The organism is Amycolatopsis sp. NPDC003676 (assembly GCF_053587275.1).
In genome coordinates this window covers 1-15,832 of sequence record NZ_JBSFNS010000006.1, presented here as the reverse complement: position 1 = coordinate 15,832, position 15,832 = coordinate 1, and the positions used below count along the sequence as shown (strand labels likewise).

Below are 15,832 nucleotides of genomic sequence, written 5' to 3'. Positions count from 1 at the left end.
CCTGAGCGACCAGCGGTTATAGATCAAATGCCTATCGACCGACCCCGCCATGCCTGAGAGGCATATGCTCGGTGCATGCTGGAGCTGCGTCACCTCGACTATTTCCGCGCCGTCGCCGAGTACGGCTCGATCTCGCGCGCCGCGGCGGCCCTGCACCTCACCCAGCCGACGCTGAGCAGGCAGATCGCCCGGCTGGAGAAGTCGCTCGGGCACCAGCTCCTGCGGCGCACCGCGACCGGAGCCGAGCTGACCGCGGTCGGCGAGGGCCTGCGCGAGCACCTGTTGTCCATCTTCGAACTGGTCGACCGGGTTCCCGAGGTCCTCCAAGCCGCCGCCAGCGCCCGGCGCCTCGTCCACTTGGGAGTCCCGTCGGGGATCCCGGCCGGCTGGATCGAGGACTACCTGAACGCGGTGCGCGAAGCCGCGCCTGAGATCCATTTCGCGATCGTCGAAGCCACCAGCGAGGAGCAGCGCAGGTTGCTGCTCAACGGTTCGCTGGACCTGAGCCTTGTGCACACCCAGCCGCCCGAGCTCCACAAGGAATTCCTTTTCCGGCAACGGCTCGGCTGCGTCTTCCGCGAAGGCACCGGGCCGCGCGACCGGGAGGAGCTCGATGTCACCGATCTCGACGGGCTGCGCGTCATGGCCCATTCCGCCAAGGGCGAAGAGGTGAGCCTGCGCGCGGCGGCGACCGCGACCGGAACCGAAGTCGACTGGCTGTTCCGGGCGTTCTCCGAGCACAGCGAACTGATCGCCACGAGCTCACAGGTCGACACGGTGCTGATCGGCGCGACGTCCGCCCGGAAGTGGTTCCCCGCGTGGCACTGGCTCCCGTTGCGGGCGGAGCGTCCCGAACACTGGATGCGGACGTGGGCCGCCTGGGCGGGCAACGATCCGAAGCACGGCGATGTGCTGCTGGGCTGCCTGCGGGAAACCGCCCGGCGCTACCGGGCCGATCCCACCTACGAGTTCACCGCCTGACCCTCAGCGACCCCGCGCGCCCTTGGCCACGGCAGCGGCACCCCGCTATAGCAACCTCTAGACGGCAGCACACCAGTCAAACGCACCCCACACCTTCGCCCTGACCACTAACTGAACCGAACCGAGAAATCGCCCCGGTTTCTGGACTGAGCGATCCGCTCGGCCCCCAGGCCGAGCGGATCGGGAGGGAAGAAACCGGATGAAGGCGATTTCTCCGCCGCGACGAAGTCGCGGCCATCAAACACAGTCGCGGCCATCAAACACAGCAATCAAACACGGCGGGCTAAGAGTTCGTCGAGCCGTCCGCCCACGTCGGCACAATTCTGCCGGACCACCGTAAGAAAAGCGGCCAGCGTCGGCGAGGAATCGTTGCCCCGGAAGGACATCTGCAGATCCGGCAGCCGGAACCGCGGCTCGACGGCGCAGAACCGGATGTCCTTGCGCGCGATCAGCCGCATCCGTTCCGGGCCGAGGCCGACTCCCGCGGAGCAGGCGGCGAGCCCGGCGATCGTGTGGATGTCGCGCGCCAGAGTGGCACTGTCGAGGACAGCGGGCTCGAAGACCGATCTGAGATAGGTGCCCGCGGCGTCCGCGCTGAGCACGAGCGGTTCGCGGGCGAGTCGTTCGACGTCGACGGACTTTTGCCCGGCGAAGGGATGTCCTACCGAAACCGCGGCTATCAGATGGTCGGCGCCGATGGGCACGGTGACCAGGTGCTCCGCGCCGGCGCCGCGAGGATTGCCCCGTCCCACCGCCACGTCCAGTTCGCCCGCGAGCAATGCCGCGGACCCGGCCGAACTGTCCAGCTCCTGCAAGGTCATCCGGACTTCCGGATGGGTCCTGCGGAACCGGCCGATCACCCCCGGCAGCGGGTCGAGCAGCGCGGACCCGATGAACCCGATCCGCAGCCTGCCGGTTTCCCCGCGTGCCGCGCGGCCCGCGTCGACGAGCGCGAGGCTCATTTCGGCGAGCGCGCCGCGCGCTCTGGCGAGGAACGCATCCCCTGCGGCGGTGGGAAAAACGCCACGGGCGGTGCGATCGAAAAGCCGCTCGCCGACCTCTCGCTCAAGCGCGGCGATCTGCGTCGACAACGGCGGCTGGGCGATGCCCAGTGCCGCGGCGGCGCGGCCGAAGTGCTGGTGCTCGGCGAGGGCCAAGGCGTAACGGAGGTGACGGGCTTCCACGCCGTCACTATACGTAGAAAGTATTGCGAAGGCATTCGTGAGATATAGCGATGGATAACGGGGTGCGGTGAGTGTGCTCTGGGGAGGTCCCTGATCGACTCTCGAAGGACCCCCAGTGACCCGTCCCTCCTCGTCCGAGACCGTCATCCTGCTCGTGCACGGCGCCTGGCATTCCGCCTTGCACTGGACCTCGACGCAGCGCTCGCTCGCGCGGCACGGCCTCGCCAGCGTCGCCGTGGACCTGCCGGGGAGCGGGCTCGACGCGCCTGTCCCCAGCGGGTACTTCCTGCCCGGTCAACCCGGTTTCGCCAGCGAAAGGTCGGCCCTGCGCGACGTCACCATGCAGGACAGCACCGACGTCGTGCTCGATGCGCTCGTCAGCGCCCGCACCCGGTACCGGAACGTCGTGCTGGTCGCCCACAGCGCGGGTGGCGCGGCCGTGTCCGCCGCCGCGGAGCAGGCTTCGGAACTCGTCGACCGGCTCGTCTACCTGTCCGCGTTCGTGCCCGGGGGCCGCCCACGGTTCGCCGACTACATCGAAGCGAAGGAGAACGCGGGAGCGGTCCAGGTGCCGCCGGTCGGCGATCCGGCCGAACTGGGCGCGATCCGGATCAACCCGCTTTCCCCCGACCCGGCCGTCGCCGGCGTCATCCGCCGGGCGTTCCTCGACGATCTCCCCGAGGGCAGCCCGGAATCGTGGCGGCAGTTCCTGCACCCCGACCTCCCGTTCGCGAACTTCACGACGCCGGTTCCGGTCTCCGCGGCGCGCTGGGGACGGATCTCCCGCTCCTACGTGCGGCTGGCCGACGACCTCGCCCTGCCGCCCGCGACCCAGGACCTGATGATCGCCGAGGCGGATCGGCTGACGCCGGAGAACCCGTTCCGCGTGCACTCCCTGCCAGGCGGCCATTCCCCGTTCGTGACCCGGCCGGACGAACTGGCGACCACCCTCGCCGTGGCTGCCCTGCGCCGGTCCGACCGATGAACTCGGTGCGTCTTTCCCCGCCGGCGCAACGACTTCTGCTGCCGATCGTCCTGTCCGGCACCTTCGTGCAGTTGTTCAGCGTCACGGTCATGCAGGTGGGCGTGGTCGACGTCCAGCGGGACCTGCACGCCGGGACGGCGGAGACCCAGCTGGTCCTCGCCGCCTACACCCTCACTTACGCCTGTTCGCTGATCGTCTCCGCGAGGCTGGGGGACACGTACGGCTACCGCCGGATGTTCGTCACCGGAATGGCGTTGTTCACCGCCGCCTCGCTCGGGGCCGCCGCCGCACCGGACGCGTGGGTGCTGATCGCCGGGCGCGCCCTGCAAGGTTTCGGCAGCGGCTTGATGGCGCCCCAGATCCTGTCGATCATCCAGTCGGCGCTTCCCGCGAACCGCCGCCCCGCCGCACTGAGCGCCTTCGGCGGAACGATGGCGGCGGCCTCGCTCGCCGGCCCGGTGCTAGGCGGCGTGCTGACCCAGCTCGATCCGCTGGGACTGGGCTGGCGGGCGGCGATGCTGCTGGTCGTTCCCGTCGGGATCGCCGCCCTCGCGCTCTCGCCCGCACTGCCGTCCGTCCACAGTGCACGCAAACCCCAGCGGGTCGATCCGGTCGGTGCGACCCTGAGCCTCCTGGGTTTCGCCCTGCTGGTGTTCCCTCTGACCATGGGACGCGAGACCGGCTGGCCGCCGTGGACCTGGGCAAGCCTGGCGCTGGCCGTGGCCGCGCTGACCGGTTTCGTGATCTCCCAGCGCAGGTCGGCGGAACCGCTCATCCAACCGTCCACATTGGCCGAACCGGCGACGAGGTGGGGACTGGCGGCCGTGCTGATCTTCAACGCGGGTGTCCCGTCCTTCACCCTGCTGCTGTCGATGCACCTCCAGGGCGCCAAGGGCTGGAGTCCGCTCGAGACGGGCCTGAGCATCACGCCGTATGCCGTCGGAGCACTGGCCGGGAGCCGGATCGCGAACAGCCTGGGCAACCGGTTCGGCCCCCGCGCGCTCGCCGCTTCTTCCCTCGCGATGGGACTGGTGTCCGTTGCCGTCCCGATGCTCATCGACCTGCGCTGGTGGTACTGGCTCGCGTTGTGCGCCGGCGGAGTCGCGTTCGGGGTTTTCACCGCGTCCGCGTTCACCCAGATCATCGCCAGAGTGCGCCCCGAGGCCGCGGCCTCGGTTTCCGGCCTGCTTCCCACCGCGCAACAACTGGGCGGCACGCTGGGCGTCACATTCGCCGGCATCGCCTACGCCGCCCCGGCCGCGACCTCGGGCGCCGCGTTATGGCACGCGATGACCTACGAGGCGGTGGCATTCGCGGTCGCTGCCCTGTGCACGATGGGCGGCCAGCGGGAACGGACGGCTGCGAGGTCTGCCGCGCCCAGCTGAGAGGAGCGCGTCCCGCACCCGGACGGCCGCGGGGAGGCGGCTGCGTGGTCAGTTCTGGACGCCGTCCTTGTGCGGGTCAAGGTCGATGCGGCCGCGCTGGCGAGGGCCGCCTTCGCCGAGCAGGTCCCACTGTTTGATTGTCGCGTTGAACCGGTCTCGTTGTTCAGCGTCGCTTTCGGCGTATTTCTTGGCGGCGGCTTTGATGCGGTCGGCCGCCGTGAGGTAGCGCGCGGTGGACTTCTGGAAGAACGACTCGACCTCGCCACGCAATCCGATCAGGGCGGTGTCCGCCGCGACGGGGACGACTCCGCGGCCGGCGAGCTGGCCGTCGGCGTAGGAGACAGTCGCGATGTTTTTCAGCTGGCCGGAGTAGAGTTCGGCGACGTCGTAGCAGTGCTGGGCGATTTCCATGACCAGGTTGACGTCGACGGCGTACCTGCCGGACGCGGGCGGGTCGCTGTCGTCGCCGTCCGGGCTGTGCTGGGCGACGTCGTAGAGTTCCAGCAGCGACCGGTCGACGCCCGCGATGCGTTCCTGGATCGCTGTGACGACCTTGAGGTAGTCCGCTTCGGCGTGGTCCAGCTCGCTGCCGAGGGTGCGGACGGCGCCGTCCAGGTGCGAGAAGAACGTGCTCAGGGCGGGGAACCGGAAATTGTCCCTGACTTCTTCGGTGTGGTTCAGCACGAAGTCGACCAGCGTCAGGGCGGTGCCGACGCCGCCGGGAAGCGACTTCCCCAATGCCTTGACGACAGTTTCGGCGACGCCCCACACCTCGCTGACGGCGTTCACCTTTTGCTTGACCAGCTGGATGTCGGTCGGCGGCGGCGTCGCAGCGGTTTCGAAGAGTTCCTTGGTGGCTTGGCCGATGAGGTGCAGGTTGTTGTTCCGGGCGGCGTTGATCGTCGTCGCCCGGAGCGCGTAGCAGTTGGCCAGCCATCGCACGAGGACGCGCTGGTTCTTCAGGGCCGGGCCGACCGTCGAGAGGAAGCCGCCTTTGAGGCTGTTCGCGGCGAGCCCGGTCCACCCGGCCATCCAGGCCCGGTTGTTGTTGTCGTCGCTGCTGATGGAGAGTTTGTCGACGAGCCCGTTCAGCGCGTGGTCGCCGACCGAGTCGTCGGTGTCCATAGCGTCGTTGATCGCGACGAGACTGGTCCTGGCCTCTTCGAGGAACGACAGGTCCGGCCCGCCCGCGAGGTCCGGGATCGAGTTCGCGAGATGTTCGCGTTGCTGCCAGGCCCAGTCGCCGATCTGGGCGAAGGCGTCGGAGGCGTGGCATTCGACGTAGGCCTGCCGCGAGGGGTCCCATCCGTCGCAGGAGCCCGGCCGCTTCGCCGGGGTGCCGTCGTCGACCGCCCACGCGACGATCGGGCAGGTCTGCAAGTGGATCATCGACTGGACCGGGATCGGCCGCAGCGCCGACGGCGCGCCGTCGATCTGGACTGTTCCGTGCTGCAGTGCGCGCCCGGCGTCGTGGAGCCAGCGGCGCTCCAGCGTCTGCCAGTAGGCGTTGAGCGCCGCGGAAAGCAACGACGAGTACTGGCTGGCACCTAGGTATCCGCTGCTCACTGCCGGTACCTCCTCGAGCGGGGTTCGCCAACCGGACGGCCGGTGAGCAAGGAGGCTAACAGCAAAAACAGCCCGATTGTGACTGTTTCCGGCAAAGTGTCACTCGGCTGGGCGCCGGGACATGGACGGCGACGCGGTGCACGAGATCCGGACCCGGCGGGAGGGCATCGTCATCGATCCTGCGTCGGACGCCTCGGCACGGGCAGTTGATGCTGCATCGTCGGAAACATCCGAACCTGGCGGCTCGATCAGTCCTGACGCGCGGGGGATTTCCGCGGAATGGCGCGTGTCGCTGCCGCCCGCTTCCGGCGGCAGCGGAGAAGCTGTGCGCCGCCCGTCCCTGGGCGCGCGTGATTATTGCTGCCAGGAAAGGAAAAACGTGCTGAAGAAGGGTCTACGTCCGATTCAGGCGGTACGTCTTGCCGGGGTCATCGCCGCGGGGATCGTGGCGTGTTCCGCGTGCACGCCCGGCCATGCGACAGGGCAGCAATCGAGCAGCGGCAAGGCTGGCGGCACCGCGCTGGCCGCCGGGAACTCTTCGACGCCGCTTCCGGCGGCCGGTGCCTGCCATCTCGGCGACCGTAACGGGCAGCCGACGCCCGATCCGTCCTGCACCCCCGGTGCGGTGAATCCGCAGGTCTCCCAAGCGAATATCGCCACCACGGTGTGCAAGAGCGGCTGGACCAAAACCGTCCGTCCGGCCACCGGCAAGACCAGCCGCATGAAGGACACCACGGCGAAGGCATACACCCTCCCTGCCGGTGAGTCCGGCGAGTACGACCACCTCGTCTCTCTCGAACTCGGCGGTGCGCCTGACGATCCCCGCAACCTGTGGGTCGAGCCGGGGAAGATCCCCAACCCCAAAGACGCGGTCGAGAACAAACTCAAAGACGCCGTCTGCAGCGGCCTGATCCCGCTCGCCACCGCGCAGACCGCCATCGCCCGCTCCTGGACCACCGCCTTCGACGACGCCGGCCTGCGTGTGAACGGCGGCAGCGTGTGTCTGCGCGCCGAGCCCAGCCGATGCGCCCACGGCCGGCGCGGAGACAGCACCGGCGAGTAACCCGGCTGGTCGGCCGCGGTTACTCGCGGACGAGCTTGATCGCCAGTCCGCGGAAGAAGAACGACGCGAGAAAGAGCGGCAAAAACCGCTTTCCAGTACACCGGAAAGCGACGGTTTCCCCGTCGGCGGCGTCGAACGTCTCCGTCCGGCTCGAGTTCCGGTCGTCGCGGAGGAACAAGGTGTGCCGACCTGGGTCGACGGGCGTCTCGATCGTTTTGTTCATGGCAACCGACCCGACCGGTTCACCGTCGACTTCGACCTCGTAGGCGCCACGACGCACCTCGACCCCGATCGCCTTGTGCGTCAGCTTGAGCATCGCGGACATCAGCGACCTCCTCACTCCTGGACGCGCTCTCCGGCAGCCGATGAGCGACATGCCGCCCCTGCCCTTCCCCGAGAGTAGTTCCCGTCCCGCGCGGAGCCCAGGGCCAAAGCGGCCCACCGGCGATCGAGGAGCCAGGTCAGAGGTCGACGCCCGATCTGCGGTCCGAGACAAATAGTCCTTTGTGGACATCGACGACTGTCTGCTCCTGCCGGGCCTCATTTGCACGCCTTCGTCTGGTGCGCGCCGAACTTGGCCTGGGCATTGGTGAACTGTCCGCCGTACCGCGATGCCAGCTGCTGCGTCAGCCCGGTGCACGAGAACGAGGTGTAGTCCAGGTAGGACTGTGCCGCCTTGGCTGCCTGTGCGTTCCAGTCGACGTCCAGGCTGTCCACTGCCTGAGTGGCGACGTTCTTCGGGTAGCTGTCGCCGTACTTAGAGGACAGCTGATCGATCAAGCCGTTTCGCGAGAAAGCGGTGTAGCCGAGATACGACTGCGCGGACTCACGGGCCTGCTCGACCTGAGGCGGATATTGCGGAGCCTCGCCGGTCGGACTGGACTCGACCAGGGTCGGTGATTGGGGAGCTTCGATGGTCGGGCTGGACGCGACCGGGGGCGAAGCCTCGCTGGTCGGGCTGGACTGGACCAGTTGCCCGTTGATGCATGACTGTCCGGCCTGCAGCGGAGGGCAAGTGCCGGGTGCCGAAGCAGCGGCGGGAGTCACATTGGCGGCACCGAGATCGCCAGCGTCCCGACTGGAGCAGGCGGTGAGGGTGGCCGCCGCCGCGGCCGCGGCGGCGAAGAGGGCGACGCCCTTGATCATAGGGATTCTCCTTGGCAAGAGGTGATTTGTAGTCGTGTGTGCTGTTCCGTTCGTTACGCCGGTGATGTCCGCCCTCGACACCCGCGCTCGCCCTCACGACGACAGGTCTCCAGCACGGTTGCCGTCGAGAAATTCCTGAGAAAGAGAATTCGTCATGCAACACGCCTATCGGATCCATTCGGCTCGAATGGAAATGCGTTGTTGCGGGCGAATGGGCGGTGACAACCGGACGGGACCCCGGGACATCGCACTGATCAAGCCGGGATGGCAGCTCCGCCCGCCACGCTGAGAGCACGAGAAGCCGTTGCGGGCAGCGTATGTTTCAGTGCCCAGCGACGCCGGTTCGCCTGCTGCGTTTGCAACCCGCTGAACAACAACCGGGGGAGAGGGCAAGTACGAGGGGCACCGCAAAGCGGGCTACGTCCGTGAGGATGCAGTCGTGCAGTTTCTGACCGGCCGGGTGCCCGGGCAAGAACGGGCACAGCAGCATGTCGCTCGCAGGGTGCGGTCGCCGACATCGAGAAGGGCCAGCAGCCCGATCCTCCGGCAAGCGCAGGGCGGAGGCCCGGTCGATCCGTTCACCTGCGGCTTGCGGCAGCCGTGCTGCATCAGGTCTATGCCCCAAGTCGATCACCGGACCCGGTCGACGGCGGGAAGGGCGGGTCCCGTAGAGTTTTCCGCACTGCGCCCCCGTAGCCCAACTGGCAGAGGCAACGGATTCAAAACCCGTCCAGTGTGAGTTCGAATCTCACCGGGGGCACTCGCGAGCACCTGTGGAAAACGGCTCCTGACCAGGACGTACCTGGACAGGGGCCGCGCTTGTTTGGTCCGGCTGTGTCCGGGGCTGTCCGGTCGTCTACGGCCCTGCACTCCCCATGCGCCCCCCAAGTCCGCGGAGCGTCCGTCCTCCCGGCCGAGTGCCTTATCGACGCGGCTGTCGGCGGCGGACTCCAGCTCAGCGATGACCTTGCCGGGGCTGGGTGTCTCCCGCCACTTCGTGGTGAACGCCATCGTGGGATCTGGATCGGTCCCGGTACGCTGGGCTCTCGCGGGTGACCGCGTGTCGAAGACGTCCCGCCGAGCCTTCAGGAGGACACCGGTGACCGAACAGGCTGCCGAGTCGAACGGCGCCGCCGCCGGCGTGCCGCAGCGACGGGTGCTCGTCGCGGAAGACGAGGCGCTCATCCGGCTCGACCTGGTGGAAATGCTGCGCGAAGAGGGCTACGAGGTCGTCGGCGAGGCCGGCGACGGCGAGGAGGCCATCGCGCTGGCCACCGACCTCAAGCCGGACCTCGTGATCCTCGACGTCAAGATGCCGAAGCTCGACGGCATCGAGGCGGCCGCGCGGATCACCGGCGACCGGATCGCGCCGGTCGTCATTCTCACCGCGTTCAGCCAGCGCGACCTCGTCGAACGGGCCCGCGACGCGGGCACCATGGCGTACCTGGTGAAACCGTTCGCCAAACGCGACCTCGTGCCCGCCATCGAGCTGGCCGTCAGCCGGTTCTCCGAGCTGCAGGCCCTCGAGGCCGAGGTCGCCGGGCTCACCGACCGGCTCGAGACCCGCAAGGTCATCGACCGGGCGAAGGGCCTGCTGATGAGCCGCCAGGGGCTCACCGAACCCGATGCGTTCCGCTGGATCCAGCGCACCGCGATGGACCGGCGCACCACGATGAAGGCCGTCGCCGAGGCGGTCGTCGAAAGCATCGGCTGAGCAAACGGGCAAAACCCAAAAAGCGGGCGTGACCAAAGTGGTCGCGCCCGCTTTTTCATGGGCCCGAAACCGGAAATCGCGCCGGAGAGTGACCGCCCGGCCCCGGAGTGCGCTCCCGGCCAGCGGGACCCCGTCCGTTTCGCCGCATCCGTCCGCCACCGCCGTGTCGCGCCGGAACTCGGCTGCTGACCAGCGAAAACCCTGCCACCGCACCGGCCCCGGACCCACCCGTGCGGGTTGATCTGCCCTGCGCGAAAGGGCAAGGTTGCTACCTTGGAGGCCGGGGCATCGTGGTGTCGGTCACGGTGACGGAGGGGATGTTCCTAGACTGCCCCCATTGATCAGGCGTCTGGTCAAGGTCCTTTCGAGGGGCACTCGGACACGAAGAGTCATTCACTCGGTCGTTGCAATAAGACGATCGAGTGTAAATCGTCCGTTAATTCTCGTGACGACCGTCACGATGTGGATACAAGACTCGCTGTGACTCTGTGCAACACCTCACCCGGCGGCTACGTTCAGCGCCCAGTCGAAGTCCCACGCAGGGACCCGCCGTTCCCCGGGAACGTCGCGGGTGGCATTTGGAGGAACGAGTGCAGAGAGCACGACTCACTAAGGTCATCGTGCTGGCCGCGGCGGGAGTCATCTCCCTTGGCGCCTGCTCGGCGCGGACCGGCGGTGACTCGGGTGGCGACAGCGGCGCGCCGCAGGCCGCGGCCCCGTCGGCGGCGGCGAACGCGGCGGACCCGGCGGGAGACGGCAAGGCGCAGTGCGCGCCGACCTCGATCGCCTACGCCGGCACGATCAACGGCGCGAACGCGGCCCTTGGCCAGAACATCCTCAAGGGCGCGAAGCTGGCGGTCGACCAGCACAACAAGGCGAACCCGGGCTGCCAGGTCAAGCTGGAGCAGTTCGACACCGAGGGCACCCCGGACAAGGCGCCGGGCATCGTGACCCAGATCGTCAACACCCCGGGCATCATCGGCGTCATCGGCCTCCCGTTCTCGGGCGAGTCGAAGGCCGCGGGCAACATCTTCAACTCCGCGGGCCTCGTCGCCGTGACCCCGTCCGCGACCAACCCGTCGCTCGCCCAGAACGGCTGGAAGACCTTCTTCCGCGCACTGGGCAACGACAACGCGCAGGGCCCGGCCGCCGCCAAGTTCATCACCGGCGAGCTCAAGGCCAGCAAGGTCTGCGTCATCGAGGACGACTCCGAGTACGGCACCGGCCTCGCCGCCTCGACCATCAAGGCGCTCGGCGACAAGGCGAGCTGCCAGGACAAGGTCAAGACGAAGCAGACCGACTTCTCCGCCGTGGTCAACAAGATCAAGAACGAGAAGCCGGACGCGATCTTCTACTCGGGCTACTACCAGGAAGCCGCTCCGTTCGCGCAGCAGCTGAACGACTCGGGCGTCAAGGCCAAGTTCGTCGGCCCGGACGGCGTGAAGGACGACCTGTTCGTGAAGGGCGCCGGCGACGCCGCCGCCAACGCGTACTTCACCTGCCCCTGCGTGCCCGCTGACCAGTTCACCAAGTTCACCGACGCCTACAAGGCGGCGACCGGCGCCGACCCGGGCACCTACTCGCCCGAGGCCTACGACGTCGCGACGATCCTGCTGAAGGGCATCGACGCCGGCAAGAAGACCCGCGCCGACCTGCTGGACTTCGTGAAGACCTACGACGGCCAGGGCATCACGAAGCACTTCAAGTGGGACGACCACGGCGAGCTCGCCGCGACCACCGTGTGGACCTACAAGGTGGACAACGGAAAGATCGTCCGCAACACCGAGATCAAGTAGCTCACCGCTTTCGGTTCCAGTACCGGGGTGCGTGCCGGGCGGCTGATCCCGCCGGGCCCGCACCCCGGACCCACATGGAGAACTAGTGTGTCGATGACCCCTGACCTCAGTTCGCTCGTCCTCGCGCAGGGCGGCGGCAGCTGGATCACCTTCGACGTGAATTCGTTCCTGAACCAGTTCTGGGACAACACGATCGACGGTCTTTCCTACGGCAGCATTTACGCGCTCGTGGCGCTGGGCTACACCCTCGTCTACGGCGTGCTCAAACTCATCAACTTCGCCCACTCCGAGGTGTTCATCTACGGCGCCTTCGCGACGTGGTTCACCTTCTACGGCTTGGGTTTCCGCCCCGGCGCGACGCCGGAGCTGCCGATCTTCGAGCTGATCGGCTTCCTGCTGCTCGCGCTCATCGCGTCGATGGCGGTGTCCGGCGGCACCGCGGTCGTGCTGGAACGCGTGGCCTACCGGCCGCTGCGCAAACGCAAGGCGCCCCGGCTGGTCTTCCTGATCACCGCGATCGGCGCTTCCTTCGTGCTGCAGCAGATCCTCTTCATCTGGCGCGGCGGCAACCCGGAGGACAGCATCCGGCTGCTGCGCAACGACGAGGTGTTCACGATCTTCGGCGGCAGCGTCAAGATCGTCACCATCATCACCGTGATCGCGTCGATCCTGCTGATGATCGGCACGGACATGTTCGTCAATCGCACCAAGTTCGGCCGCGGCATCCGCGCGGTGGCGCAGGACCCGGACACCGCGACGCTGATGGGCGTCAACAAGGAACGCGTCATCACGCTCACGTTCCTCATCGGCGGCCTGCTGGCCGGCGCGGCGGCGCTGTTCTACATGATGAAGATCCCGCAGGGCGCCTCGTACCAGGGCGGATTCATCCTCGGCATCAAGGCGTTCACCGCCGCGGTGCTCGGCGGCATCGGCAACCTGCGCGGCGCGCTGCTGGGCGGCCTGCTGCTCGGGGTCGTGGAGAACTACGGGCAGTCGCTGTTCGGCGGCGCGTGGCGCGACGTCGTCGCGTTCGCCCTGCTGGTGCTGATCCTGATGTTCCGCCCGACCGGCATTCTCGGCGAATCGCTCGGAAAGGCACGGGTATGACGACGACTACGACGCCGCCCGCCGCTCCGGCGAAGGCGCGCCGCCGTCCCGTTTCGGACTGGTGGAACCGGCTGTCCCGCGTCCAGCAGTGGGGCGTGCTCATCCCGCTGGTGGCGCTGGTCTACCTGCTGCCGGTGCTGAACCCGCCGCTGATCACCACCCAGCCCGGGTACGACTTCCCGATCGCGATGTTCGAGGTGTCCCGCTACGCGCTGGTCGCCATCGGGCTCAACATCGTCGTCGGCCAAGCCGGTCTGCTGGATCTCGGCTACGTGGGATTCTTCGCGATCGGCGCCTACGTGATGGCGCTGTTCACGAGCCCGGACTCGTCGCTGGCGAAGCTGCCGTTCCTCGTCGTGCTGCCGATCGCGATGGTGGTCACGATGATCTTCGGGGTCATCCTCGGGACGCCGACGCTGCGACTGCGCGGCGACTACCTGGCGATCGTCACGCTGGGCTTCGGCGAGATCGTCCGCCTGCTGGCCGACAACATCGACCCGCTGCGCGGCAACCGCGGTTTCCAGGGCGTCGGGCATCCGCCGGGCGTGAAGGCGGACGGGAATCCGCTCTTCAACAACACCGACGGCATCCCGTGGTACTGGCTCTGCGTCACGATCATCATCGTGATCCTGTTCGTGGTCGGGAACCTGGAGCGCAGCCGCGTCGGCCGCGCGTGGGTCGCGATCCGCGACGACGAGGACGCGGCCGAGATCATGGGCGTGCCGACGTTCAAGTTCAAGATCTGGGCGTTCGTCGGCGGCGCCGCGGTCGGCGGCCTTTCCGGCGCGCTGTACGCGGGGCAATTGGGCTTCGTGAACAACCAGAAGTTCGACGTGGTCACGTCGATGCTGTTCCTGGCCGCGGTCATTCTCGGCGGCGCGGGCAACAAGGTCGGCGTGCTGCTGGGTGCGATCGTGGTGGCGTACGTGCCGCTGCGGTTCCAGGCGATCGCGGAGTACAAGTACCTGATCTTCGGACTCGCGCTGATCGTCCTGATGATCTTTCGCCCGCAGGGCCTCCTCGGCGCGCGGCAGCGGCTGCTCGCGTACGGCAGACAGGCGTACCAGCGGCTGCTCGGCAAGGGCGAGCAGGTCAGCAGCGACGGTTCGCTGGTGTCCGACAAAGCAGGGGAGAAGGCATGACGGTCCCTGGCAACGGAAACGGGCCCGAGGTCCCGGCCGAGGGCGGCCTCGTGGCCGAGGTCGCGAACATGACCGCCGACGAGCTCGCCGAGCACGAGGCCGAGGTCGCCGAGGTCGTCGCGCCGGACCGGGAGATCCAGGCCGACTACGGGCAGACGCTGCTCAAGGTCGACGACGTCACGGTCCGCTTCGGCGGCCTGGTGGCGCTGGACTCGGTGTCGTTCGAGATCCGGCGCGGCGAGATCCTCGGCCTGATCGGGCCGAACGGCGCGGGCAAGACCACCTGCTTCAACGCGATGACCGGCGTCTACCGGCCGTCCTCGGGGCAGGTGCTGCTCGAGGACAAGCCGCTCGGCAAGGCGTCGCGGCACGGGATCACCCAGCTCGGGATCGCCAGGACGTTCCAGAACATCCGGCTGTTTTCCGAGATGACCGCGCTGGAGAACGTGGTCGTCGGCACCGACGCGCGGCACAAGACCAGCCTGCTCGGCGCGCTCCTGCGGGTCCCGCGGCACCACCGCGAGGAGAAGCAGGCGATCGAGAAGGCCATGGCGCTGCTGGAATTCGTCGGCATCGCCGACCGGGCCGCGGACCGCGCGAAGAACCTGCCCTACGGCTATCAGCGGCGGCTGGAAATCGCGCGGGCGCTCGCCACCGAGCCGAAGCTGCTGTGCCTCGACGAGCCGGCCGCCGGGTTCAACCCGGCGGAGAAGGAAGAGCTCATGGGGCTGATCCGGACGATCCGCGACGACGGCTACACCGTCCTGCTGATCGAACACGACATGAAGCTCGTCATGGGCGTCACCGACCGGATCGTAGTGCTGGAGTTCGGCAAGAAGATCGCCGACGGGCTTCCGTCCGAGATCCGGGAGAACCCCGCCGTGATCGCCGCTTACCTGGGAGTTCCCGACGATGACGTTGCTTGAGCTTTCTGACGTTTCGGTCCACTACGGACGGATCCAGGCCGTGTCCGGGTTGTCCATCACCGTGAACGAGGGCGAGATCGTCACCCTCATCGGGGCGAACGGCGCCGGCAAGTCGACCACGATGCGGGCGATTTCCGGTATCCGGCCCATTTCCGGTGGTGCTATTCGCTTTGACGGCGAGGATATTTCGCGGCTGCGCGGGGATTTGCGGGTGGTGCGCGGGATTTCGCAGGCGCCGGAGGGTCGGGGGATTTTCCCTGGCATGACGGTGCTGGAGAATCTGGACATGGGCGCTTATGCGCGCAAGGACCGGAAGAATCTGCAGCCGGATTTTGATCGGGTTTTCGAGTTGTTTCCGCGGCTGGCTGAGCGGAAGACTCAGGTCGGCGGGACTATGTCCGGGGGTGAGCAGCAGATGCTCGCTATTGGGCGGGCGTTGATGGCTAAGCCTCGGTTGTTGTTGCTGGACGAGCCTTCTATGGGGTTGGCGCCGCAGTTTATTCAGCAGATTTTCCGGATTATCACGGAGATCAATCGGCAGGGGACGACCGTGCTGCTGGTTGAGCAGAATGCGCAGCAGGCGTTGTCTCGGGCGCATCGGGCTTATGTGCTGGAGACTGGGCAGATTACCAAGACTGGTACTGGGCAGGAGTTGCTGGCTGATACCAGTATCAAGGAGGCTTATCTCGGGGTTGGGTGATTTCTTGCTCGGCTCGTCGCCTGGCGGCGACATTGCGTCCGGGCGCTGCCGCTGGGCCGACGGCTCGCCGGGCCCGCCGCACGCAACGCCAACAAGCCGTCGCTGCGCGAATGGCGGCTGCTCGCGTCCGCCGGGTT

The 15,832-nt window shown here is 67.7% G+C and carries 14 protein-coding genes and 1 tRNA gene; 11 read left to right on the top strand and 4 right to left on the bottom strand.

All coding sequences use genetic code 11. The annotated features are described in order from the left end of the window. Nucleotides 1-75: 75 nt before the first annotated feature. On the top strand, nucleotides 76-981 hold the full coding sequence (locus ACWDNU_RS05320) for a LysR family transcriptional regulator (RefSeq protein WP_370936235.1): 906 nt from the start codon (nucleotides 76-78) through the stop codon (nucleotides 979-981). Nucleotides 982-1,250: 269 nt separating this feature from the next. On the opposite strand, the gene ACWDNU_RS05315 is transcribed toward ACWDNU_RS05320, so the two are convergent. After that, entirely contained in the window at nucleotides 1,251-2,165 is a 915-nt protein-coding gene (locus tag ACWDNU_RS05315; protein ID WP_449667851.1) for a LysR family transcriptional regulator, read from the bottom strand. Between the two features lie 115 nt (nucleotides 2,166-2,280). On the opposite strand from ACWDNU_RS05315, the gene ACWDNU_RS05310 reads away from it, so the two are divergent. Both ACWDNU_RS05310 and ACWDNU_RS05305 read left to right on the top strand, forming a co-directional pair. Then, nucleotides 2,281-3,150, top strand: a complete 870-nt coding sequence (locus ACWDNU_RS05310; RefSeq protein ID WP_449667850.1) for an alpha/beta fold hydrolase — start codon at nucleotides 2,281-2,283, stop codon at nucleotides 3,148-3,150. After that, nucleotides 3,147-4,535, top strand: a complete 1,389-nt coding sequence (locus ACWDNU_RS05305) for an MFS transporter (protein WP_449667849.1) — start codon at nucleotides 3,147-3,149, stop codon at nucleotides 4,533-4,535. The genes ACWDNU_RS05310 and ACWDNU_RS05305 overlap by 4 nt, the downstream gene beginning before the upstream one ends. Before the next feature lie 48 nt (nucleotides 4,536-4,583). Here the strand turns inward: ACWDNU_RS05305 and ACWDNU_RS05300 are convergent, their stop codons facing one another. Next, a complete protein-coding gene (locus ACWDNU_RS05300; protein ID WP_449667848.1) occupies nucleotides 4,584-6,101 on the bottom strand; it encodes a hypothetical protein in 1,518 nt (505 codons plus the stop codon). A gap of 121 nt (nucleotides 6,102-6,222) precedes the next feature. On the opposite strand from ACWDNU_RS05300, the gene ACWDNU_RS05295 reads away from it, so the two are divergent. Then, the gene (locus tag ACWDNU_RS05295; protein WP_449667847.1) at nucleotides 6,223-7,164 is read left to right on the top strand and encodes a hypothetical protein; all 942 of its coding nucleotides are present in this window, start codon (nucleotides 6,223-6,225) and stop codon (nucleotides 7,162-7,164) included. Nucleotides 7,165-7,183: 19 nt separating this feature from the next. Here the strand turns inward: ACWDNU_RS05295 and ACWDNU_RS05290 are convergent, their stop codons facing one another. Next, entirely contained in the window at nucleotides 7,184-7,489 is a 306-nt protein-coding gene (locus tag ACWDNU_RS05290; protein ID WP_449667846.1) for a hypothetical protein, read from the bottom strand. 215 nt (nucleotides 7,490-7,704) lie between these two features. Beyond that, on the bottom strand, nucleotides 7,705-8,310 hold the full coding sequence (locus ACWDNU_RS05285; RefSeq protein WP_449667845.1) for an Ltp family lipoprotein: 606 nt from the start codon (nucleotides 8,308-8,310) through the stop codon (nucleotides 7,705-7,707). 686 nt (nucleotides 8,311-8,996) lie between these two features. On the opposite strand from ACWDNU_RS05285, the gene ACWDNU_RS05280 reads away from it, so the two are divergent. The 7 genes from ACWDNU_RS05280 to ACWDNU_RS05250 all read left to right on the top strand — a co-directional run bounded on the left by ACWDNU_RS05280 (nucleotide 8,997) and on the right by ACWDNU_RS05250 (nucleotide 15,695). Beyond that, a tRNA-Leu gene (locus tag ACWDNU_RS05280) sits at nucleotides 8,997-9,070 on the top strand. Nucleotides 9,071-9,409: 339 nt separating this feature from the next. Further along, nucleotides 9,410-10,024, top strand: a complete 615-nt coding sequence (locus ACWDNU_RS05275; RefSeq protein ID WP_009079762.1) for an ANTAR domain-containing response regulator — start codon at nucleotides 9,410-9,412, stop codon at nucleotides 10,022-10,024. A 620-nt stretch (nucleotides 10,025-10,644) separates the two neighbouring features. Further along, complete coding sequence (locus ACWDNU_RS05270) at nucleotides 10,645-11,820, top strand: branched-chain amino acid ABC transporter substrate-binding protein (RefSeq protein WP_370940727.1); 1,176 nt, start codon at nucleotides 10,645-10,647, stop codon at nucleotides 11,818-11,820. Nucleotides 11,821-11,913: 93 nt separating this feature from the next. After that, a complete protein-coding gene (locus ACWDNU_RS05265; protein ID WP_449667844.1) occupies nucleotides 11,914-12,927 on the top strand; it encodes a branched-chain amino acid ABC transporter permease in 1,014 nt (337 codons plus the stop codon). Next, nucleotides 12,924-14,069, top strand: a complete 1,146-nt coding sequence (locus ACWDNU_RS05260; protein WP_370936245.1) for a branched-chain amino acid ABC transporter permease — start codon at nucleotides 12,924-12,926, stop codon at nucleotides 14,067-14,069. Before ACWDNU_RS05265 ends, ACWDNU_RS05260 begins: the two co-directional genes overlap by 4 nt. Further along, nucleotides 14,066-14,995, top strand: a complete 930-nt coding sequence (locus ACWDNU_RS05255; RefSeq protein WP_449667843.1) for an ABC transporter ATP-binding protein — start codon at nucleotides 14,066-14,068, stop codon at nucleotides 14,993-14,995. The genes ACWDNU_RS05260 and ACWDNU_RS05255 overlap by 4 nt, the downstream gene beginning before the upstream one ends. Beyond that, entirely contained in the window at nucleotides 14,982-15,695 is a 714-nt protein-coding gene (locus tag ACWDNU_RS05250; protein ID WP_116203489.1) for an ABC transporter ATP-binding protein, read from the top strand. The genes ACWDNU_RS05255 and ACWDNU_RS05250 overlap by 14 nt, the downstream gene beginning before the upstream one ends. Nucleotides 15,696-15,832 lie beyond the last annotated feature (137 nt).

Coding starts and splice junctions, on each gene's coding strand:
- ACWDNU_RS05250 (WP_116203489.1), top strand. CDS start 14,982: ATGACGTTGCTTGAGCTTTCTGACGTTTCGGTCCACTACGGACGGATC.
- ACWDNU_RS05290 (WP_449667846.1), bottom strand. CDS start 7,489: ATGTCCGCGATGCTCAAGCTGACGCACAAGGCGATCGGGGTCGAGGTG.
- ACWDNU_RS05260 (WP_370936245.1), top strand. CDS start 12,924: ATGACGACGACTACGACGCCGCCCGCCGCTCCGGCGAAGGCGCGCCGC.
- ACWDNU_RS05285 (WP_449667845.1), bottom strand. CDS start 8,310: ATGATCAAGGGCGTCGCCCTCTTCGCCGCCGCGGCCGCGGCGGCGGCC.
- ACWDNU_RS05305 (WP_449667849.1), top strand. CDS start 3,147: ATGAACTCGGTGCGTCTTTCCCCGCCGGCGCAACGACTTCTGCTGCCG.
- ACWDNU_RS05265 (WP_449667844.1), top strand. CDS start 11,914: ATGACCCCTGACCTCAGTTCGCTCGTCCTCGCGCAGGGCGGCGGCAGC.
- ACWDNU_RS05295 (WP_449667847.1), top strand. CDS start 6,223: ATGGACGGCGACGCGGTGCACGAGATCCGGACCCGGCGGGAGGGCATC.
- ACWDNU_RS05320 (WP_370936235.1), top strand. CDS start 76: ATGCTGGAGCTGCGTCACCTCGACTATTTCCGCGCCGTCGCCGAGTAC.
- ACWDNU_RS05255 (WP_449667843.1), top strand. CDS start 14,066: ATGACGGTCCCTGGCAACGGAAACGGGCCCGAGGTCCCGGCCGAGGGC.